The sequence below is a fragment of the Terriglobia bacterium genome (assembly GCA_035712365.1).
Classification (GTDB): Bacteria; Acidobacteriota; Terriglobia; order UBA7540; family UBA7540; genus SCRD01.
The window spans coordinates 42,925-63,815 of record DASTAW010000030.1; the positions used below are offsets into that span (position 1 = coordinate 42,925).

Sequence of the window (20,891 nt, forward strand, 5' to 3'; positions counted from 1 at the left end):
GTTTACCCTGTCGCCGGCTTAGCGCCAACGCCGAACCAGCGCCTCTTCAGCGGAGCGGCAGTCAGGCGGTCAAAGGCCAGCTTCTCCTCAGCCCATCGCGCCAATCGAACAAAGGGCAGGCCCAGCAGGAAATAGATTGCGGCCGTCAGGAGCCCGACGCCGATGTAGTCATAGTAGGTTGACGCCAGCTCGCCGTAGACTTTGGTGAGCTCGACCATGGTGATGACGGAGACGATGGAGGAATCCTTGAAGAGCGAGATAAAGTCATTGGTCACCGGCGGGATGGCCAGCCGCATGGCCTGAGGCAGAATGACGTGTCGTAGCGCCTGGGCGCGCGTCATTCCGAGTGAGAGCGCCGCCTCCATCTGGCCGCGCGGGATGGCCTGGATCGCTCCGCGGTAGTTCTCAGCTTCATAGGCCGCATAATTCAGACCCAGCCCAACAATCGCAGCAACGAACGGACTCAGCCGGATGCCCACCGAGGGCAAGCCGTAAAAAATCAGGTAAAGCTGAATCAGCAGAGGAGTTCCTCGCATCACTTCGATAAAAGCGCGCGCCGAACGGGCCGGGAAAAACGAGCCATAGAGATTCGTCAGGGCCAAAAGCAAGCCGACCGACACGGCCACCGCCATTCCAAGCAGGGAAATCGCCAGTGTCATGGGAGCGCCCCGGCCGAGCAACAGGGGCAGGTAGCCGGCATACTGGCGCAACCGCTGGCTCCAGCCAAGCTGCCGGGTGACGCTTTTCGTGTAATCCTCGTAAGCCTGCGGATTCGAGCCAACCTGGGCGAACAGCGTTTGCGTCGCGCCGTTCCACAAGCCCCACTTCTCGTAAATGCGCTGGAGCTCTCCCGACTCGATCAGGCTTGCGAGGGCGGCATTCAACTGCTTGAGCAGTGCCGGGTCCTGCTTGCGAATGCCGATCCCGTACCTGATCTCGCTGATGGGGCCGCCGGCAAATTTCAGTTTTGGGTTGGGCTTGCTGTAATAGACGGCTATGGGCCAGTCCATCAGGACGGCATCCAGCCGTCCGTTGGCCAGGTCCTCGTAAGCGTTGATTTGTCCATCGTAGGTGCGAAGCTTGATGCCTCCTTCGCGCTCCAGCACTCGCTCGGCAAAGGAGAACTTGAGCGTGCCGACGGTTTTTCCTTTGAGATCGGCCAGCGAGCTGATCGAATGGTCATCAGCCCGCACGCTCAGTTGTTCGGAGGTGGCATAGTAGGGGATTGTAAAATTGATTTCGCGCTCGCGGTCGGCGGTAATTTCGAGTCCATTGAGGGCAATATCATAATCGCCGCGCTCGAGACCTGAGATCAGCCCGTCCCACTGGTTCTGCACGAAGACGGCGCGACGATGGAGCTTTTGCCCCAGCGCCTTGGCCAGGTCCACCTCAAATCCGATGGTCTCCCGCGGATTTCTGGGATTGGCGAAGACATAGGGCGCGCCGCCCTCCGCGTCGCCGCCCCATCGAAGCTCAGGTGCGCCGCCCAGGGCGAGGGGCGCCGTTGCCAGGGCCAGTAAGCTGATCGCCAGCACTGCCGGAATACGTCTCATTTTGATGGACCTCATTAAAAGAAATTGCGGAGAAACTGGCGGGTGCGCGCGTCGCGCGGCGACCTGAACAGAGCTTCCGCGGGGCCGGATTCGACGATCTCGCCCTCATCCAGAAACAGGATGTTGTCCGCCGCCTCCCGCGCGAAGCGCATCTCGTGAGTGACAACCACCTGCGTCATTCCCTCGTCGTCAAGCCTGCGCATGATCTGCAGCACTTCGTTCACGAGGCTTGGATCGAGGGCGGAGGTCGGCTCGTCATAGAGCATCACCTTGGGAGACATGGCAAGGGCGCGGGCGATGGCCGCCCGCTGCTGCTGCCCGCCGGAAAGTTGCGATGGATAATAATGGGCGCGGTCCTCGAGGCCGACCTTCGCCAGCAATTCCGCCGCCCTTGCCTCCGCTTCTTTGCGGCCAAGCCCCTTTACCACCATCGGCGACTTGACGGCGTTTTCCAGCACAGTCAGGTGCGGAAACAGATTAAATCCCTGGAAGACGAGGCCGACTTCCTTCCGCAGTTCCCGAAGGGCATTTCGGTTTCCGTCCTGCGCCTGATTTTGCCGTTCGAGAGTGATGTTTCCAATCCGCACGCGCCCGCTGTCAAATGTCTCGAGGCCGTTCAAACAGCGCAGGAGCGTTGACTTTCCGCAACCCGAAGGACCGATGATGACCGTCAACTGCGATTGTGAAACCGTAAAGCTGACGCCCCGCAGCGCCGCAACGGTCCCAAAACTCTTGTGAAGACGGCCTACCTCAATGATTTCATCCATTGCGTCTCGGCGCCTGCGATGCCCCGGCAAGCGCAGGCCGAGCTTATTGTAGCGCATTGCCTCCGGGCATCAAATTTTCTTCATGGCCCTCCTTGGACCGCAACCGTCGCCGCGAGCGATCCCTCCTGCTTTCGATTGACCCCGGTGTGTACACAAGGTGGAAAGACCGGAGGAGAGGAAGACATTTTCTACGGCGCGCGCGGCAGGGGCCTTGACGACCCGGCCCATATTCAACTATGCTATTGAATACTGTTATGGGCGCTTCGATGGGTGTCAAAAAAGCGATCTACGAACAGCTCGCCAGAATCGGCAAGGCCGTGGCAAGCCCGCCCCGCCTTGAACTGCTCGACCTGTTGTGCCAGGGCCCGCGCACGGTGGAAGGCCTGGCGAGGGAGGCTGGCCAGAGCGTTGCCAACGCTTCGCAGCACCTTCAGGTGCTTCGCGGCGCGCGCCTGGTGGAAGCTGACAAGCAGGGATTGTACGTCACCTATCGTCTGGCGGATTCAGCGGTCTGCGATTTTTTTCAGAAGCTGAGATCTCTTGCGGAACTGCGCCTCGCGGAAGTGGAATCCATGATGAGGCAGCTCCGGGAAGACCCGGAGCAGCTTGAACCTGTCGAAAAGAAGGCGCTGCTGCGGCGCGTGCGCAGAGGGGAAGTTGTAGTCCTCGACGTGCGGCCGCCCGAAGAGTACCGGGCTGGACACATCCCCGGCGCCCTTTCGTTGCCCCTCAAAAACCTGAAAGCGCGCCTGTCTGCGCTCCCGAAAAACCAGGAGATCGTGGCGTACTGCCGCGGCCCTTACTGCGTTCTGGCAAGGGAGGCCGTGGAAATTCTGAAGGCGAAAGGCTTCCGCGCTTTCCGGCTGGAAGATGGCATCCCGGAGTGGCGGGCGCAAGGATTTCCCGTGGCGGCTGGGAGCGGCCCGGAATAAAGGGTGTTCGATAGGCTTGACACGCCAGCGCCCGAAACTGGCGAGCGGCGCGAGTCGCTAATGCATTACAAAATTTATAACCCGATTCTGGACTATTACGGCGGGCCGGCGCTGCTGGTGTTGGTTTGCGTGCTGCTGGCCCTGGAGTATCGGCGGCCTCTGCGCAGATGGGTGCAGAAGACCTTGCCCCGCTCGGTCACTAACGTCGGCGTGTCGGTGCCGGCCTTCCTGGTGTTGCGCCTGGGGCTCATCCCCGCGGAACTGGCGGCGGCCTATTGGGCAAGCGAGGCGCACTTCGGCTTGCTGAACGCGGTCACGATGCCCTCGTGGTTGCACGGCGCGCTCACGTTCCTGTTGATGGACTATGTGCTCTATGCCTGGCACGTGCTCAGCCACAAGGCGCCGCTGCTCTGGCGGTTCCACAACGTTCATCACACAGACCTGGACCTCAGCGTTCTGACCGCGGTCCGGTTCCACTTTGGAGAGATGGTCCTGAGTGGCCTGTTCCGCGTGGCCGGAGTGTTGCTGTTCGGGGCGGGCGCGGTAGCCGTGCTCGTCTACGAAGTGGTCTTCGAGGCATCGGTTGCGTTCCAGCACAGCAACTGGAGGCTGCCTTACCGGCTGGAGCGGCTGCTGGTCTGGGTCATCATCACGCCGCGGATGCACGGGATACACCACTCCATTGTCCGTGGCGAGACCGACTCGAATTTCACCAACCTGTTCAGCGTCTGGGACCGGCTTCACGGCACGCTGCGCCTGGACGTTCCGCAGGACCAGATCACCATCGGCGTACCCGCGTTCCGGGACACAAACGAACTGCGGCTGTTCCAACTCCTCCTCCTGCCCTTCCTCCCCCAGAGAGAGCACTGGCGCTTGCCAGACGGTACACGCCCAATGCGTGAGCAGCACTTAGGCCGTGCCCGCCTGGCCGAGTAAGGCCGGTTTGCGTCTGACCCGGGCGGTGGGGAACACAGAGCAGTTCAGACCATAATTCGAGGTCCCTGAATGCGAAAGAGGGCCGCGAAGTCGCAGGCGCCGAAACGGGGACAATCAACGCCGCTCGCCCGCCGGCCGCGTCAGTGTGCCGGCATGCCGCCGCGGGATTTGGGTTTTCGCATCAGCAGAACGGCGGGCATGACGATGATGAACAGCACGGCGAGGAACAAGTAGGTGTGGTTGAACGAGAGCATCGACGCCTGCCGCTGCACCATGCCAAACAGCGCCGCGTAGGCACGGCTGGTCGCAGTGACGGCGTCCGCGCCGGAGCTCATGAAATAGCTGCGAAGGCCTTCGAACATTGACTGGGTTTGCGGGCTGTAGGGATTAACGTTCCGCCCCAGGAAATTTGTGTAGCGCTGGGTGCTCCGCGCAACGATGGTGGTGGAGAGCGCGATTCCCATGCTCCCGCCGATGTTCCGCATCAGGTTAAAGATGCTGGTGGCATTGCCCATTTTCTCATTCGGAATGGGATCCATGGTGACGGTAGTGAGCGGCACAAACAGGAACCCCAGAGACAATCCTTGCAGGAACTGCGCCCAAAAGATTTGCCAGTAACCCACGTTCAGGTTCAGCGTGCCCAACATCACCAGCGATAAAGAACAGGCGATCAGTCCGATCACCAACAGCTTTCGCGGGTCAAAGCGGGACATGATGGCGCCGACGAAAGGCATGGCAATAAAAGACCCTAAGCCTCTCGGAAACATGGCGATCCCCGCCTGCAGCGCCGGGTAGCCCAGAATGACCTGCAGGAAAATGGGCAGAATCACCAGGCTCCCATACAGCACAAAGCCCAGAATAGTCATGAGAAATACGCCCGCGCTGTAGGTGCGTTCTTTGAAGGCCCGAAGGTCTACCACGGGGTGGGAAATCACAAGTTCATAAATCACGAAGACGACAAGGGCGACGACGGCGATGAGGGCCAGCCGCGCGATAAAGTCAGACGAGAACCAGTCTTTTTCCTGGCCCTTGTCCAGAACGACCTGCAATGCGGCGATCCCCACGGCCAGCATTCCCATGCCCCAGTAATCGATTTTGCCCGCGGTCCGCCGGATGTAGGACGGATCGAAAATAAAGAGCTGGGTCATGATAAGCGCCAGAATCCCCACCGGAATATTGATGTAAAACACCCAGCGCCAACTGTAGCTGTCGGTCAGCCAGCCTCCGAGCACCGGGCCCAGCATGGGCGCCACCACAATTCCAAGGCCCCAGAAGCCCATGGCCTTGCCGCGATCTTCGGGAGGAAAGGACTCCAGCAGGACGGCCTGCGAAATGGGCTGCAGCCCGCCGCCGCATGCTCCCTGAACGATCCTGAAGATGACCAGCAGCGGCAGGTTAGGCGCCAGACCGCACAGAAAAGAAGCGATGGTGAATCCGGTGACGGACGTCATCAACATTCGCTTGCGCCCGAAGTGATTGGAGAGCCAGCCCGTCATCGGGAGGATGATGGCGTTGGCCACCAGGTAGGAGGTCAGCGTCCAGGTGGCTTCATCCACTGAGGCTGACATGCTGCCAGCGATGTGCGGCAGGGAGACGTTCACCACGGTGGTGTCGAGCACTTCCATAAAGGTGCTCAGCATCACGGCGGTGGCGATGATCCAGGGGTTGATTTTAGGCGCTTCGAATTCTGTTGCCATGGTCAGGAAGTCCTGGCTGTGAGTCCCGCGGCGCAGAGGATGGTGGCTGTCACGGTTTCAACTTTCTGCAAGGGTGGCGCCGCCGCTGCCGTACTCGCGGCTGATTGTGATAACGTGGACCATTGTGTTCTTCTAGTTTTTTGTAACAACCGTGGGTTCCACAGACATGCCCACGCGCAGCAGGTGGTCGCGGTCCTGCCCGGCATCGAAAACAATCCTGACCGGAATCCGTTGCACGACCTTGACATAGTTTCCTGTGGCGTTTTCCGGAGGGAGCAGGCTGAACGTCTCACCGGTGGCGCCGGCGATGTTCAGCACGTGGCCTTTATAGTCGTGGTCATAGGCGTCCACGTGAATGGTGGCCGGATCGCCCGGCCGCATGTCCTTTAAGTCAGTTTCCTTGAAATTGGCCGTTATGTAGAGCCCTTCCACCGGAACAATGGCCATCAAGGCCTGACCGATTCCAATGTTCTGGCCCACCTCCACCGCCTTTTTGCCCACAATGCCGTCCGCCGGTGCGCGAATCACGCAGTAGTCCACACTCAGTTGGGCTTGGTCCAGCGCGGCTTTGGCGGTCTTGACGGCGGCCTGGGCGGCCTCAGCTTCCGCGCGGCTCACACGCACCCGCTGCGGCCCGGTCTCGGACGCCAGGAGGTCCGATTGAACCTGCGCCAACTGGGCTTGCGCGAGAGCGACATTCTGCTGGACCGCTGCGGCGGCTGACTGCGTAGCGTCAACCGCGGCAGAAGCGGCCTCCGCCGTCTGCAAAGCGTGCTCGTACTCCTGCTGAGATACCTCGTCTTTTTTCACCAGTTGCGCATACCGCGCCAGGTCCGATTTGGCCTTGGCGTAATCAGCCTGCGACTGCTTAACCTTTGCCTCCGCCGCCTGCGATTGTTTTTCCGCGGCGTTGACGGCGGCCTGGGCCGCCTCTACACGGGCCTGGGCGGATGAGATGCCGGTCGAGGAATTGATGGAACTGATCGGCACACTTGCCTGCGATGCCTGGGCGCGAGCCAGGGCCATGGCGTATCCGGCCTGGGCGTGCTCAAGGGCCACCTGGTAATCCGTGGGATCTATCCGCACCAGGACCGTCCCTTTTTTGACGAACTCGTTGTTTCGCACTTCCACCCCCCGCACGTGGCCGTTCACGCGCGAACTGATGGGATACAGGTCGCCATCGATCTGCGCGTCATCTGTGGACACGTGCGTGGAGTAGTACCTCCAGAGGAAAATTCCACCTGCAATCGCGAGCACGCCGATCACGATCAAGACCCACTTGGCCCAGGGATGAAGTTGAAAAAACGAACGGTGAGGCCCGGGCTCGGACCCGTTTGCCGTAAGACTGCTGTTGAGCTCCTCAACTTGCGTAGCTTCTGCCATTACCTGCTCCCTCCCGTCATTTGCTTGAAGGCCTCTTCCGCCAGACCCAGGGCGCGGGCCAGCGACGCCTTGGCAACGTTATAGCGGTAGAGGCTGGAGATGTAGTTCTCTTCAGCCGTGGCAACAGCTTCCTGCGCCTGCACAACTTCAAGGCTGTTCACCACTCCGGCCGTAAACCGGTCGCTTGCCTGTGCCAATTGTTCATGTGCGAGGTCCTGGGCGCTCTTGGCCACCTGCACCTGTTCCTGCGACGATTTCAAGTCCAGGAAGGCCGTTCGCACCTGATATTCAATCTTGCTCTGCAGGTCCGAGAGCTGAGACTGGCGCTGTTTAAGCAGCGCGTCCGCCTGCATGACATCTCCGCGAACTTTCCCTCCCTGAAACAGCGGTATCTTGACACTGGCTGCCACGGTGTAGGTGCCGTGGGAATTTCCCGGAGCGGGTCCGATGTCGCCATAGTCCGCATGAAAATTCAGGCTGGGCAGCGCTTCGCTATGCGCAGCTTTCTTCAGCGATTCGGCCGCGCGCACCTGCGCCTCCAGGCCTTTGTAATCGGCGCGGGCCGCAAGCGCTCGGGTGAGCGCCTGCTCCAGGCTGATCGGCGGCGGCGGGGAATACGGGACCGTGTCCGTAAGACTGAACTGCTGCGCCACGGGCAACCCGATGGCCCGGGCCAGGTTCAGCTTTTCCTTCTGGAACAGGTTCTCCAGATAAATCAGCCGCTGCTGCTGCCCCTCGAGTTCCACCTGGCTGCGCAGGACGTCAATACCGGGAACCATGCCGGCTTTTTTCATGTCCGCCGCGCGGTCGTAAACCGCCTGCGCCGTTTTAACCTCCGCGCGCGCGGAGTCCACCCGACTGGATCCCGCCACTGCTTCGAGGTACAGATTGGCGGAAACCAGCACCACGAGGTCGCGCGCATTCTGATAGGTGTACTGCGCCGCTTTGACGTTCTGTGATTCAGCCTTCTCCTTATGGAGGTTTTCAAGGTCCAGGACGGGCTGGTCCAGATATCCGCGGACGTCGAACACGCTAAACGGCCCGATAATGTCAGGCACTCCGGGAAAATTCGGAAAGCCGAGGGCCTTGAGGTTTATCTGTTCGCTGGTTTCGGACGCCCCCGCCGAAACTTGAGGCAGCAGTTTGCTGAGGGCGTGGATCTTTGCACCGCGCGCCTGCTGCGTGGCCTGGTCGCTCATCAGGATGCCCAGGTTGTACTTCAGGCCGCGATTGATGGCGTCACTCAGGGAAAGCGGCATCACACCCGGCTGGGCAGCCCCAGGCGGGGCGCTCCCCAGGAATGGGTCCTCTCCCGGCGCCTGTTGCAGCGTAACGGTGGAGGCACTCGAGTCCGACTCTGTTGCGCCGGCGGAGTAAGTGTTCATGGCTGGACCGGTTTGTGCCGCTGCGCACGTCCAGGCGAAGATGAGTGCGGCTAGCAGAAGGCTGGCGGTCCGTGCGTTGGTTGTCACGCTGCTACTCCTCTCCATACAAGATCGAAAACAAACTCGATGTCGGATTCGACGTCCTTGGTTGACCAGCCCAGCAGCCGCTGGACGATGATGCCCCGGATCAGATCACTAATGGCCACTGCTGCCGTGTCCGCGCGGATTTCACGTATGATCTTGGACTGGATGCCCTGCTGAAGAACGGCTTCAAGGATGTGCGCTTGTTGCAGATACATTTGCTCAATTTGTGGGGGCATTTGGGCCGGATGGGAGAGACCGCTGCCGAGCTCGGAAAAATAAATTCGGAAGAAGTCCCTGTTCATTTCGAAGTAGCGGATTTTGATGCTGATGAAGGCACGAACCTTGTCTTCCGGCGTCTCTTCAGCTTCTAGCCGGGTTTGGATCTCGTTCTGTAGCTCTGTGATGCCGCGCTCGAGCGCCGCCCAGTACACATCTTGCTTGGACTTGTAATAGAGATAGACCGTGCCTTTCGCAACTCCGGCGGCGACGGCGATATTCTCGACCGTTGTGACGTGGAAACCCTTTTCTGCAAACAACTTGCGGGCAGCTTCCAGCAACTCAGCGGTGCGGAACTCTTTGATTACATCCTTGCGTGTTTTACCGAAGACGGGCATAATGACTTGCAAGACCAGTAAAATGACTTACCAGTCATTTTACTTAACTTCCTGTTGTTTGTCCAGTAGAATTTCTGCCCGTTGCGGAAAGTGCAAAAGAGCCACTGATTCAAAAAGCGGGGAAGCACCGCCGCTGTTCCGGCGCTGCCCGCCTCTTTGCCCCTCCCACAATCTGATGCCTGGATCTTAATTTCGGTTCGACTGGGATTTTGTGGTAGGCGGACTTTGCTGGGATGCCGGGGGAATGGCACTTGCCGATTTGGCCATCTGCAGGTATGGTTGATGGCTCAAGGAGAAAAGAATGGATTTGAAGAGGGCCTGGCTCTCATGGAGTACGGGAAAGGACAGCGCCTGGTGTCTCGAAATGGTACACCGGCAGGGCGAGTATAGCGTAGAGGCTCTGATGACCACAGTAAATGCCGAATACAACCGCGTCGCCATGCACGCTGTCCGCGAACCGCTCCTGCGGGCGCAGGCGGAAAGCGCCGGCCTGCCCCTGGTTACCATTCCCATCCCCAGCCCTTGCCCGAATGCTACCTACGAAGAAGCCATGTCCGCGGCCGTCGAAAGGGCACGCGGCGAGGGCATTAGCCACATGATTTTTGGCGATCTCTTCCTGGAAGATATCCGCCGCTACCGGGAGAATCAACTGGCTGGTACGGGAATCACGCCGGTCTTTCCCTTGTGGAGGCTCGAAACCGGCCAGCTTGCCAGCCAGATGGTGCATGCTGGTCTGCAGGCGGTCCTCACTTGCGTTGATCCCAGAAAGCTCGATCGATCATTTGCAGGGCGCCAGTTTGACGCCGAACTCCTGGCTGATCTGCCTAAAAACGTCGATCCCTGCGGCGAGAATGGCGAATTTCATACCTTTGCTTGGCGGGGTCCTATGTTCAGGGCGCCTATCGAGATTGGTCGCGGCGTCGTGTTGGAGCGCGACGGGTTCATCTTCGCCGATATCCTTCCTAGCCATCAGGTTCAGAATCTTTAGACTACGGGCTGATTCAGGCTTTTCTTTCATGTCATGGGCGCTAGTTTCGTTGTTTGTTCGCCTTCGGTAACCAATCCCTGCCCTTTTCAGAGCGGGTTCAGAGCACATGTAATTCTTGCCCGGAAGTGTGCAAATTATTCTCGAACAGTATACAACTTACATAATTGATTGATGAGTAACCAAAGGTGCGACTGGATTTTTATTTGGAATTTCTCATGCTAACTGAAAGCTTCAGAGGACGCAAGGGGCCAGCCGACGGGAGCGCGCCAACACCTCGTGGAACTCTTGCCCAAGTGGTGAGGCGGCAGCCCTTTATACCTGCCATTGCAGCGGCTTCGGCGGCCCCAGGCATCGCGTGAGGCGAAGACGGTTTCGCCCCCGTCCGAAAATTCTGCAAGGGCGCCAACCCCCCGAACCCGAAGGCGGCGTCTGGGAAGCATTCAGAATTATGAGGCGCCTTGTCCCCCAATTGGAACACCGTTTGCTTAATGTTCAAGCGTGGCAAGTTGGCTGTGAAGCGCCTTACAACAGCCAGGCCGTCGCGAGTGAATGACGGCGCAAGAAGATCAGAAATTGGCATTGTTTCCCTACTCGGGGCGCCGCGAACGCGATAAAGAAGCGTTCGGCAAATGAATCAGGCACCGCCGCGATGATTACGGGAAGCGACGAATGACCCGAGGCCAGCGTCCCCCTCCCCACGGCACTCGGGGCTCAGCCTGGGTTGCAAAAGCAACCCAGGCTACTTTTTTTGTGAAACCTTTCTTCCTTCCTTCGCGACCTCCGACTCGCTGAGCAACGGACTGCATGACGCCACCTGCACGCGAAGCTGCCGTGGCAGCAGGGTGACTTCCAGCGGGAGCGTCCCCACCGGCTCGCCGTCGATCTCGATTTCGGTGACGCCGCCGGCTTCTGCAAGGATGTGCGCGGCTTGGAAGTGGCGGACATTCGGATGGGAATAAACCTCGCCTGAATAGAGCATGGAAAAGCTGCTCAGCAGCTTCAGGGCCCCGGCGTAGCTGATAACTGTTACATCCAGGACTCCGTCATTGGGGACAGCCGCCGGGCAGGGCCGCATGCCCCCGCCGTGGAACTGGCCGTTGCCAACAGCGACGTTGGTGATGAAGAACGGCAGGCGGGTTGAGCTTCCATCCAAAACAAGGCTCACGTGCTGGCCGCGATAGCTGAGGAACGTTTTTAGGGTTGCCCAGAAGAAAGCCGATTTTCCTCCGAACCGGCCCATAAAATTCTTTGACTGAGCGGCCACCTGCCCGCCCATTCCAAAGCTGATCAGATTAACAAAATACCGGCTGGCCTTGCCGCCGCTGCCGGCGCGAAATGTGGCCTTGCCGACATCGATCAAAGTGGGAACACCGGTAGCCAGGATTTCGATCGCTCGGACGGCGTCGGCAGGAATTTCCAGTGTGCGGCGGAAGTCACCGCCGGTACCGAGCGGCAGAATTCCGAGCACGGCTTCCGGCCAGACCATCTGGTCCTTGTCAAAAAAACCGTTGGCAACTTCATTGACAGTCCCGTCGCCGCCCACTGCGATTATCAGATCGCAGCCTTCGCGCAGCAGGGCACGCGCGATGGCGATTCCCGCGCCCGGTTCGCTCGTGAAGCGGGTGATGACGTGGCCCAGGCGGCTTTCGAGCATGGCGGCAAGCTGCGGCCAATGCCGGGCCGTCCTTCCGCCGGCGGAATGCGGATTGACAACGGCAGCTATTTTTGACGGCGTGCTCATACGACGGGAGGGAGTCGGCCGCTTCGATAGAGGCGCAGGTGAACATCCTCGACGGTTTCCTTGAGCGTTTCTTCCGGGTCGCGCGTCTGGAAGCCGAGCTCCGTGCGGGCTTTGGTGGAATCGCAATACCAGTAATGCGCTGACATTTTGACGGAGGCGTCGTCCAGCTCGATTTTCTTTCCCAGCAGCGGATAGATTACCCGCATCGCGCGCGCGCCCCACAGTGAAACCTCGAAGGGCGGCTCCATCGAGGGCGGGGCTTTGCCGGAGATTTCCGCCACCTTTTCAATCAACTGCCGGAAAGTCCAGTTGACGTTGCCCATCAGGTATCGCTCGCCGGGCTTTCCTTTGTCCATGGCCAGCATCAATCCGCGGGCAACGTCGCGGACATCCACAAAATTGAGCCCGCCTTTGGGAATCGCCTTGATTTCGCCCTGGAGAAAAAGCGCCACGTCGCGGGTGGAAGAATTGCGCTCATCGCCAACACCAAGTAGCAGGCTGGGGTTGGCGATGACCACGTTCAGTCCGCTGCGGGCATGGTAATCAAGCGCCAGCTTTTCGGAAAAAATCTTGCTCAGATAGTATGGCCATTCGGCGAGCACTTCATTCTTATAGCCGGATGTTTCATCATAGACCGCCGGAGTTGTGCCGACGGCGATGGTGCCTGAACTGGATACCATCACGATCTTGCTTACCTGATATTCCAGGGCGGCCTCGCAGACGTTTCGGGTTCCTTCAATATGCGTCTCATAAAGGAGTTCCTGGTCCTTCGAGTCGCGCGAGACGATTCCCGCCAGGTGATAGATCTCGGAGACGCCCTTCGCCGCATGCTGTACCTGCTGGCGATTTACGATGTCGCCGTGGACCACTTCCACGGCCGGATCCTGTTCCCAGGGTGACAGGCCGCGGCAAAACACCCGCAGCCGCAGGGAGTCTGGTTCTGCCCTCAGTCGCTCCACCAGATGCTTGCCGAGAAATCCTGTCGCTCCGGTGATGAGAACGGTTTTCGGCGCCATCAGATGCTCCCGGGCGTTCCCTGCACATCGGCCATCAGGATGGGCGCAAAGTGCATCATGGTGGTGCTGGGTTTGCGGCCCACATGGCTCTGTGCCATATCGAGCGCCTCTTTCATGTTCTGGGCGGTGTCCCATCCCATGATTTTGGCCGCCCGTCTCGATTCCGCTCCCACCACGATTACCTTACCCGTGTGCGCGCGCCCGTTTTCTCCCCAGTACCACATGTAGAACGGATGCACGCCGTGGTAGGCGTGGCCGGTGCGGTACATGCGGATGTAGTCCGGATCGCGGGCAAACTGTTCTTCGTATTTCCGCTGCAATTCCATTGAATTTCGCGTCTCCGGCAGAATTCGATTGAAGAACTCGATGTAAGAAGGATGGTGCAGCGGGTCAAATTCATTGTAGAGCGGATGAGTGATGATCAGCACGCCGTTCTTCTTTACCACCGGCATGCCGCGGTACATGTTGTGGAAGTATCCAAGCGCCATCACCTGCACCAGCAGAGGATTCAGAATCGAATTCACGTTATATGGAGAAACGAAAGGAATGCCGTAGACCACCACGTCCGACTGCCCATCGAGCGGCGTGCAATACTGCGCGTAACAGTAGGCCAGGGTTTTCGCATGAGTGGGCAGCGTGGCGCCGGCATGGACGGCGATCATCTGATAGGGCGCCGGAATGGCAAACAGGGTTTTCCGCTTGGCCGCCCGGGGAAGCATGCCCAGGCCCTTGCGCGTGGCTTCAAACATGGCGCGATCGACGCCCGTCCAGGAGTCTTCGTTCTTCGTGAAAAACGCCATAGCAGGCTCGAACATGCGGTTGTTGAGCACCGTCTCAATATGGAAGACCTTCAGGTGGCGATTGATCACTTCCATGATGCGATCACAGGAGGGGTTCATGGCAGACCGCGTATGATCAAAATAGGAATTGCTGGCCAGGATGGTCTGCGGCGTGTGATGGGCCTGCAGTGTAGCGTAGTCGCACAGCCCCACGCTGACGGACTTGCTTCCGCCATCCATGGGAACGAGGTTGATGTTGGAGTAAATCAGCAGGTCGGATTCCGCCGCCCGGCGGTTGATGCGGACTCTTTCGCCGATTTCAGTGGTCCCCAGGTCCACCATGCCGTCCGGAGCGTCGCCGTCGTGGTTGTAGAGCCGGTCGGGGTAAAAGCTTGAAAAGATCCGGTTGCCGACAGCGCGACGGATTTCGGCAGCCGTCATGCGCCGGTGGTAGGAAGTTGCCACGATAATGTGGATGTCCTCGACACCTTTCTGGGCAAGCAGTTTCAGCACGACGGTCAGGACGGATTCGCGGACGTCCGGCCGCTTCATTTTCGGCAGGGGCAGGGAAATGTCATCGATGGCGATGGTAACTTTCATCCCCGGCCGCAGCAGCGCCGAGAGAGGCTCCATCTGCTCAGGATGGTCAATGGCATATTGGATGGCGGCGTGGCGGTCCTTAAGGCCGGCAATAGTGGGATTGGGGTAGAGGACCCTTGTGCCCGCCGGCATCCTGACGGACAGAAGGTCCTCGCCATACCACATCAGGCGCTCAGCCGAGCGGCCCTCGAGTTGCACGACGCAGTCCTCGTGCGAAACCACCGCATTGCGCCCTACCGCGTTGGGTGTGGGATCGCCGAACTCAAACGCCGGCGGCCCCGCCGGGTGATGGTTCCCGGCGTTGTCTGACATCGAAGCCTCTCTTTAAGTCCAGAATGGTCCAGGCACGCTCCAGGGCCACACGCTTGAGCCTGCGGTCAGGATTGACGGCGACCGGAATGCCCACAGCTTCCAGCATCGACAAATCTGAAAAACTATCCGAGTAAGCCTTGCACTGTTTCATTTCCGTTGCATACTGCCTGCACAGCCTTTCCATGGCACGGACCTTTTCTTCCTCGGCGATCAGCGGAGCTTCCACTTCCCCGGTTGCGGTCCCGTCGCTGAAAACCAGGCGGTTCGAGATCACAGATTGGAAACCAAGGTACCGGATTACCTCGTCCAGAGCAACATCCAGTTCGCCGGACACCAGCACCGGCAGGTATCCTTGCCTGCGGTCTTCCTCGAGCAGCAGCAGCGCGTCCGGATAGATGGACGGCAGGATTTCTTCATCAAAAAGCTGCCGCGACTGGCCCCGCAGCACCTGCTCGTGCATGCCGCGATATTCGCGAAAAAAGACTTCGTTGAAGCGCCGCCTGGAACGCGACTCCAGGGCCAGCCATGACGGAACGCTCAGCAGCAGCTTGGCGAATTTCAACGCCGCCCGGGCTTTCGACGGCTGGTGCAGGGTGAAGTAGGCGTATCTTCGGACGATGTTGCCCGAAGTCAGGGTCCCATCGAAATCATAAAAAGCCAGCCGTTGATTGGTGTTCATGATTCGGGAATCTTCATCGATGCGGCCCGCCTTCGAGAGCTGCGATGGGCCAGGAGGTTCTGAAAATTCTTCTTGTGCCTCCACCCGAGAAACAGCGTCAGTAAAGCGGCGTAGAGTGCATCCTGCGGGCTGACGAAGGCGAGCATCAGGATCACGAACAGCACCCAGGTGCTGAGGGAAGCGGTCGCGCCCGCTTCAGGCCACTTCAGGCGGCTGCTGATCAATCGCATGATCACAAAAAAAGCCAGGGCCACAGCAGCCCACAAGGGATAAAGCCACAGCATCACGCCAGCCGAAGTCGCAATTCCCTTGCCTCCATTAAATTTCAAAAAAGGCGAGAAACAGTGCCCCAGAATGGCTCCGAAGCCGAACAGCCAGCCCAGCGCCACCCCATGCGCCCCATGGCTGGCCAGCCATACAGCAATATACCCCTTACCCATGTCGCCGATCAGCGTCAGCACTGCGCGCCACTTGTTCACGCGCAGGACATTGTTGAAGCCGGGATTCCCCGAGCCCACGGAACGGATGTTGATGCCGCTGCCCGCCATGGACAGCACTGCAAAGGGTATGGATCCCACGAAAAAGCAGACAATGAACCGGACAATGATTCCCAACGTGCTCGCAGGCATGGCTAGGTGTTTTTGTGGCCTTCCCCTGGTCCCATCAGGCGCAGAGCCTGGCAATGGCTTCCCTGACCTGCTCCCGCAGTGTCGCCAGCTCGCGCACATCGTTCATCTGGATGTAGAGCGGCCCTCCCACCGCGATCTTTGCTTCCCCTCGCCCCGGCATCCTTGTGCCTACAGAAAGTATAGAGGAAGTTCCGCGGACCCCGAGAGGGTAAATCGGATTGCCGGTCTGCACGGCCGCGTCCAGGGCGTCCAGCCGGAACCGGCTGAGATGCGCCGGAACAGTCGGTGGTCCCTCAGAAAGCACCATGACCGCATGGCCATCTTCGAGTCCCTGGCGAATGCGCTGGCGCAGCGTGCCGCCGGGCGGAAGGCTGGGCGCGCGCAGCGGCGGAAGCACCAGCGGCCTGAGCAGGAATATGAGAGTGGCCGGAAGAGTATCGACCGCTCCTGAATCTGAAAACCAGACTGGCATGGGGAGAACCGCAGCCAACGCCAGGGCGTCCACGCCGCCGGCGCGGTTGGCCATCAGGACGGCCGGCCGCCCCGGTTTGAACCGTTCACCCCCGTCCAGTTCGATCTTGTGGCCGAGCAGCTTCAGCAGAATTCTTGCAGTGGCGGCAACGATGGCGAACCTGGCTCCCGCGCCGGGAACGCCCCGCGCCAGCAACCCGCCGCCAACCCCCAAGGTCAGAAGTAGCGCCTGCGAAATTTTGCGCGTGAGCCAGCGTCCGCAGCGCGCCAGGCAAAGTCGCATCCAGGCGCCCAGACTCTCCCACCACAGGCGCAGAATCTGCAGCCAGGGCGGCCGGCGATTGAGTTCGAGTTCGCCGCGCTCGTAGAGCAGGCGTGTCTCATTGCGCCGGATCTTGCCGCTCGAGGTTTTGGGAATGCTTTGTGGCGCCACCAGCTCGACTTTGTCTGGCGGAATGCCAACCGCCAGGCCTACTCGCTCAATCACCTCAGCCTCAATGCGGTCAAGGTCTTCCTTGTTGGCCACGCGGGTTTCCGCCACCACCACCAATTGCTCGGTGCCGAGTTCGGGATCGCGCCTGCCAAAGGCCGCCACGCATCCCCGCCGCACCTCCGGCACTTCAGCAGCGGCAAGCTCCACTTCCTGCGGAACGATGTTGCGGCCGGATTTGATAATCAGGTCCTTGGCGCGTCCCGTAATGTAGATCTCGCCGTTGGCCCAGTAGCCAAGATCGCCTGAGTCCATCCAGCCGCCTTCGACGGTGACGGCTGCCGTCGCTTTGGGATTGCGGAAGTATCCCGCTGTCTTGGATGGGCCTCGGAAAAGCACCTTGCCCTGGATGCGCTCGCCGAGCGGATTCCCTTCAGGACCGATCACTTTAATTTCGTGTTCCGGCAAGGCCCTGCCGTTGGCCACAAATCGCAGCGCGCTTGAATCCTCCGCTTCGGCGGGAACGGCCTTGCCTTCAGCCTCGAACACGTCGCGGCGGATGCGGTCAATTACCGGACGGCGGTCAAGGGGCGGAAACGCCAGGGCCACGGACGACTCAGCCAGGCCGTAACAGGGGACAAAACTTTCTGCGCGAAAGCCGTAGGGCTTGAATCGCTGTTCAAAGCGTTCCAGGGTGTCGGGCAGTACGGCTTCGCCGGCATTGATGGCGACGCGCCAGGCGCTGAGATCAAGCCCTTCAATGGCGCTATCGGGGATTTTTCGGGCGCAGAGTTCGTAGGAGAAATTCGGAGCGGGGCAGAGCGTGCCGCCGGAATCGTGCAACGCCCACAACCATTTTTCCGGCCGGCTCAGAAACGCCAGCGGCGAGAGGATGGTGATGGGCAGCGCGTAATAAATGCTGTAGAGCCATGAGCCGATCAGGCCCATGTCGTGATAAAGGGGCAGCCAACTCACCACGATGTCGGAGGGCTGCACGCCCACTGCCCAGCCAATGCCGCGAATGTTGGCCAGCAGGTTCGATTGGGTGAGCACCACGCCCTTGGGATCGCCGGTGCTTCCGGAGGTGTACTGAATGAAGGCGGCTTCGGCGGCTTCGATGGCCCCGGGCTGCAGACGCGCGCCGCTCGAGGCAAGGTCTTCGACAGTGGTCACTCCCAGCATGCCGGGCAGGTTCAGGCGGAGCAACTCCGAGACCCTGCGGGCAGCTTCAAAGCTGATCAGAAATCTGACTTCCGCGTTGCGGAGAATTCCCACCTGCCGCCGCACGTATTCCTCAATCTTGTCCGGCCGCGCCGGAGGATAAATCGGCACGGCGATTCCGCCCGCCAGCATGACGCCGAAGAAAGCGTAGAAAAACTGGGGCGAGGTGGGCAGCATGATGGCCACCGTTTCATTCCGGCGCAGTCCTCCGGAAACCAGCCCGGCCGCCACGTTTGAAGCGGTGGCCAGCAGCTCGCCGTAGCTGACGTCTTCCCCCGAGCTGCCTTCCAGCACGTGCGCCTGCACGCGGTCCGGGTCCACCTCGGTGTGCTTGCGCAAAACTTCGATCAGAGTGCGGGCTGAATCCGGCGGAGGCGGCGCAACGTGATGGGGCTGCCTGATGGTGTATCGCTGTGACGCAGCGGGAGCTTCTTCTTCGCCGCCGGCGACGGCGCGCACCCAGTCGGCCGGAGTATCGGCTTCCTCGGCGATGCGGTCGGGCAGCCGGACGTTGAAGTGCGCTTCGGTGCGCACCAGCAGTTCCACCATCTCCAGGCTGCCCAGGCCCAGGTCGCGCTCAAGCGAAGAACGCAGGGTGACGGATTCCGCCGCGCGCAGCGATCCCAGCTCGGTGAGAAGCTCGCGGACAATTTGCAGCATCTGCTCTTCAAGCTGAGCCGCGTCGATTTGTCGGGGCATGATGGGCATTTGGTTGTTGACGCTTGCGAGCGTCGCATACCTGTCATCCTGAGCGCAGCCCTGTCCCGGACGGGACGGGGCGCAGCGAAGGATCTGCTTGTATTGCTCCTGAGAACAGGAAGCAGATGCTTCTCCTGCTTCGCAGGCTCAGCATGACGCAGACGGCCTTTTCAGCATAGTGTTAAATCTTAAACGACCACTCCTTCACGGCTTCGGGCTGGACCCATCTTTCAATTCCAGCGATCTGATGATGGATCCAATAATTCTTCCAGTGAATTCGTTCCGGGTCCCAGGGCAGCAACAGCTTGTCCTTTTCGGAAATCTTTTGATAAGCCGTGCGGATGTTTTCGGATTCAAAAACGTAGCGGTTGTGCAGGATGAATGGCAGATACTGGTCCAGCGTCTGCTCGCGGAACCGGGCCTGCAATCCCAGCGTCCGCAGAGCGCTTTGCCAGCCCGCCAGCGATTTCTTACCCGGGAGCCCGGCATTTTCCACCGCGCTGTGCATGCGGTCAATGATGGCCTGCGCGCGCTGGATGCGCTTCTCCAATCTCTGCCGTCTTGCACGCGCCTGTTTAACGGAAATAAAGCGTGCCCGCCCGCGCGAAGCGGCGATGCGGATGGGCAGCCTTCCTTTGCCGTTCCGGTCCACCCTTTTTCGCGCTTCCTGCCGCAGCAGATTCACCAGCGGCCCCAGCCGGATGGGGTTCATGTCCGCCGTCCCCAACTGATAGACTTTTTCAGCGTGGCCGTCGAGCAGCAGCGCGCTCACTGCCAGGATGGCCGCTGCCACCAGGTCCACAGGAACCACTTCCAGAGGCGTGTTGCGCCGCACGGGCCAGTGCTTCAGGCCGCTCATGGCCATCAGCACCAGCGGCGCCGCCGTCCTTCCGCCTTCAATCCAGCCGGGGAAAGGAAACCGCAACGCGCTTTCAACAATGGCCGGGCGCACGATGGACCAGTCCAGATCCTTCTCCCTGGCAATCAACTGTTCGCCCAGGCTCTTGGAATAGGTATAGGTGTTGACCCATCCCCAATGTTCCGCCCGCCGCCTACCCAGCGCAACCAGTTTCTGCGCCGTTTCCCTGGAGCGTGCCTGCGGCTTCCCAGTTTCCTGGCCCCCTTCGGGTTCCGTGATCAGGCCGATCTGCTCGCGACAATAAGCGAGCTCGTTGAGAGCGTCGAACGCGGTGTCATCGGGACCCTTGCGGTGCGGATAGAAGCCCAGGATGGGCTCCGTTTCTTCAATCAGGCCGTTGGCCTCGCCGGAAACAAAGCAGGTGGATACGTGCAGCAGCCGGGCGCCCGCGCGTTTTGCCAGCGCGGTGGCGTTCTCGACGCCGTCCACATTGGCCTGGAGCGATTCTTCAACCGGCGGGAAAAACTCCACTTTGCCGGCGCAGTTGATGATCAGCTTCACCCTGGCTGCAATCATCTTCAGCGCCTGCTCGTCGAGCCCGCAGTCGGGCCGGCTGAGTTCGCCCGGCCAGACGCTGACCCTTTCCCATACGAATTTTTCGCCCCGTGCGGCAATCAGCGCGGCCATGACGGGCGAGTCCATGACCTGGGCCTTGAAGCGCTCCTCCGCGGAGAGGCCCTGGCCGGGCCGCAGCAGCACGTGGAGATGTTTCAGGTCCGGATAGCGTTCCAGCAGCATCGCCAGGATCACTTTGCCCAGGAACCCGTTGCCCCCGGTCAGGAGGATTTCGTTGTCCCGGAACATTTGTCCAGCATCCGTCAATTGTGGCTGTTGTGCCATCGGCAGGCAGGGAATCAGGCCCTTTTCAACCCCTCAGAGGCCTGAATCGTTTCATGTTATTGACCGCTCAAAGCTGCTGTCAAGACTGGGTCACGGGGGCGACGGGTTTCCTGGATGGCTCTTCCTCCTGGGGAGCCACATGGGCTTCAGTTTCCATCCGCCGGGCCTCCCGGTAGGTGTAGATCACGCGATGAATCACGGTCAGGTTCGAGAGCG

General features: G+C 60.1%; 16 protein-coding genes. 3 read left to right on the forward strand and 13 right to left on the reverse strand.

What is annotated here, in order from left to right; genetic code table 11:
• Positions 1–2 precede the first annotated feature (2 nt).
• Entirely contained in the window at positions 3–1,553 is a 1,551-nt protein-coding gene (locus VFQ24_08735; protein HET9178426.1) for an ABC transporter substrate-binding protein/permease, read from the reverse strand.
• A gap of 14 nt (positions 1,554–1,567) precedes the next feature.
• The gene (locus tag VFQ24_08740) at positions 1,568–2,320 is read right to left on the reverse strand and encodes an amino acid ABC transporter ATP-binding protein (GenBank protein HET9178427.1); all 753 of its coding nucleotides are present in this window, start codon (positions 2,318–2,320) and stop codon (positions 1,568–1,570) included.
• A 266-nt stretch (positions 2,321–2,586) separates the two neighbouring features.
• On the opposite strand from VFQ24_08740, the gene VFQ24_08745 reads away from it, so the two are divergent.
• Both VFQ24_08745 and VFQ24_08750 read left to right on the forward strand, forming a co-directional pair.
• On the forward strand, positions 2,587–3,252 hold the full coding sequence (locus VFQ24_08745; GenBank protein HET9178428.1) for a metalloregulator ArsR/SmtB family transcription factor: 666 nt from the start codon (positions 2,587–2,589) through the stop codon (positions 3,250–3,252).
• A 60-nt stretch (positions 3,253–3,312) separates the two neighbouring features.
• Positions 3,313–4,188: a sterol desaturase family protein gene (locus tag VFQ24_08750; GenBank protein HET9178429.1), complete on the forward strand. Its 876-nt coding sequence runs from the start codon at positions 3,313–3,315 to the stop codon at positions 4,186–4,188.
• Positions 4,189–4,328: 140 nt separating this feature from the next.
• On the opposite strand, the gene VFQ24_08755 is transcribed toward VFQ24_08750, so the two are convergent.
• The 4 genes from VFQ24_08755 to VFQ24_08770 form a co-directional block, all read right to left on the reverse strand.
• Positions 4,329–5,885: a DHA2 family efflux MFS transporter permease subunit gene (locus VFQ24_08755; protein ID HET9178430.1), complete on the reverse strand. Its 1,557-nt coding sequence runs from the start codon at positions 5,883–5,885 to the stop codon at positions 4,329–4,331.
• A gap of 132 nt (positions 5,886–6,017) precedes the next feature.
• The gene (locus tag VFQ24_08760) at positions 6,018–7,268 is read right to left on the reverse strand and encodes an HlyD family secretion protein (protein ID HET9178431.1); all 1,251 of its coding nucleotides are present in this window, start codon (positions 7,266–7,268) and stop codon (positions 6,018–6,020) included.
• On the reverse strand, positions 7,268–8,740 hold the full coding sequence (locus tag VFQ24_08765) for a TolC family protein (protein ID HET9178432.1): 1,473 nt from the start codon (positions 8,738–8,740) through the stop codon (positions 7,268–7,270). Before VFQ24_08765 ends, VFQ24_08760 begins: the two co-directional genes overlap by 1 nt.
• Positions 8,737–9,351: a TetR/AcrR family transcriptional regulator gene (locus tag VFQ24_08770; GenBank protein ID HET9178433.1), complete on the reverse strand. Its 615-nt coding sequence runs from the start codon at positions 9,349–9,351 to the stop codon at positions 8,737–8,739. Before VFQ24_08770 ends, VFQ24_08765 begins: the two co-directional genes overlap by 4 nt.
• 301 nt (positions 9,352–9,652) lie before the next feature.
• Here VFQ24_08770 and VFQ24_08775 point away from each other — a divergent pair, with 301 nt between their 5' ends.
• On the forward strand, positions 9,653–10,339 hold the full coding sequence (locus VFQ24_08775) for an ATP-binding protein (protein HET9178434.1): 687 nt from the start codon (positions 9,653–9,655) through the stop codon (positions 10,337–10,339).
• 739 nt (positions 10,340–11,078) lie between these two features.
• On the opposite strand, the gene VFQ24_08780 is transcribed toward VFQ24_08775, so the two are convergent.
• From VFQ24_08780 to VFQ24_08810, 7 genes are all read right to left on the reverse strand, one after another.
• Complete coding sequence (locus tag VFQ24_08780) at positions 11,079–12,080, reverse strand: diacylglycerol kinase family protein (protein HET9178435.1); 1,002 nt, start codon at positions 12,078–12,080, stop codon at positions 11,079–11,081.
• A complete protein-coding gene (locus tag VFQ24_08785) occupies positions 12,077–13,096 on the reverse strand; it encodes an NAD-dependent epimerase/dehydratase family protein (GenBank protein HET9178436.1) in 1,020 nt (339 codons plus the stop codon). The genes VFQ24_08780 and VFQ24_08785 overlap by 4 nt, the downstream gene beginning before the upstream one ends.
• The gene (locus VFQ24_08790; GenBank protein HET9178437.1) at positions 13,096–14,787 is read right to left on the reverse strand and encodes a lactate racemase domain-containing protein; all 1,692 of its coding nucleotides are present in this window, start codon (positions 14,785–14,787) and stop codon (positions 13,096–13,098) included. Before VFQ24_08790 ends, VFQ24_08785 begins: the two co-directional genes overlap by 1 nt.
• Positions 14,738–15,466: an HAD family phosphatase gene (locus VFQ24_08795; protein ID HET9178438.1), complete on the reverse strand. Its 729-nt coding sequence runs from the start codon at positions 15,464–15,466 to the stop codon at positions 14,738–14,740. The genes VFQ24_08790 and VFQ24_08795 overlap by 50 nt, the downstream gene beginning before the upstream one ends.
• A complete protein-coding gene (locus VFQ24_08800) occupies positions 15,463–16,095 on the reverse strand; it encodes a glycerol-3-phosphate acyltransferase (protein HET9178439.1) in 633 nt (210 codons plus the stop codon). Before VFQ24_08800 ends, VFQ24_08795 begins: the two co-directional genes overlap by 4 nt.
• A gap of 34 nt (positions 16,096–16,129) precedes the next feature.
• Positions 16,130–18,916 carry an AMP-binding protein gene (locus VFQ24_08805; GenBank protein ID HET9178440.1) on the reverse strand — a complete coding sequence of 929 codons (2,787 nt, stop codon included), beginning with the start codon at positions 18,914–18,916 and terminating at the stop codon, positions 16,130–16,132.
• A 181-nt stretch (positions 18,917–19,097) separates the two neighbouring features.
• On the reverse strand, positions 19,098–20,639 hold the full coding sequence (locus tag VFQ24_08810; protein HET9178441.1) for an SDR family oxidoreductase: 1,542 nt from the start codon (positions 20,637–20,639) through the stop codon (positions 19,098–19,100).
• Positions 20,640–20,891: the final 252 nt, after the last annotated feature.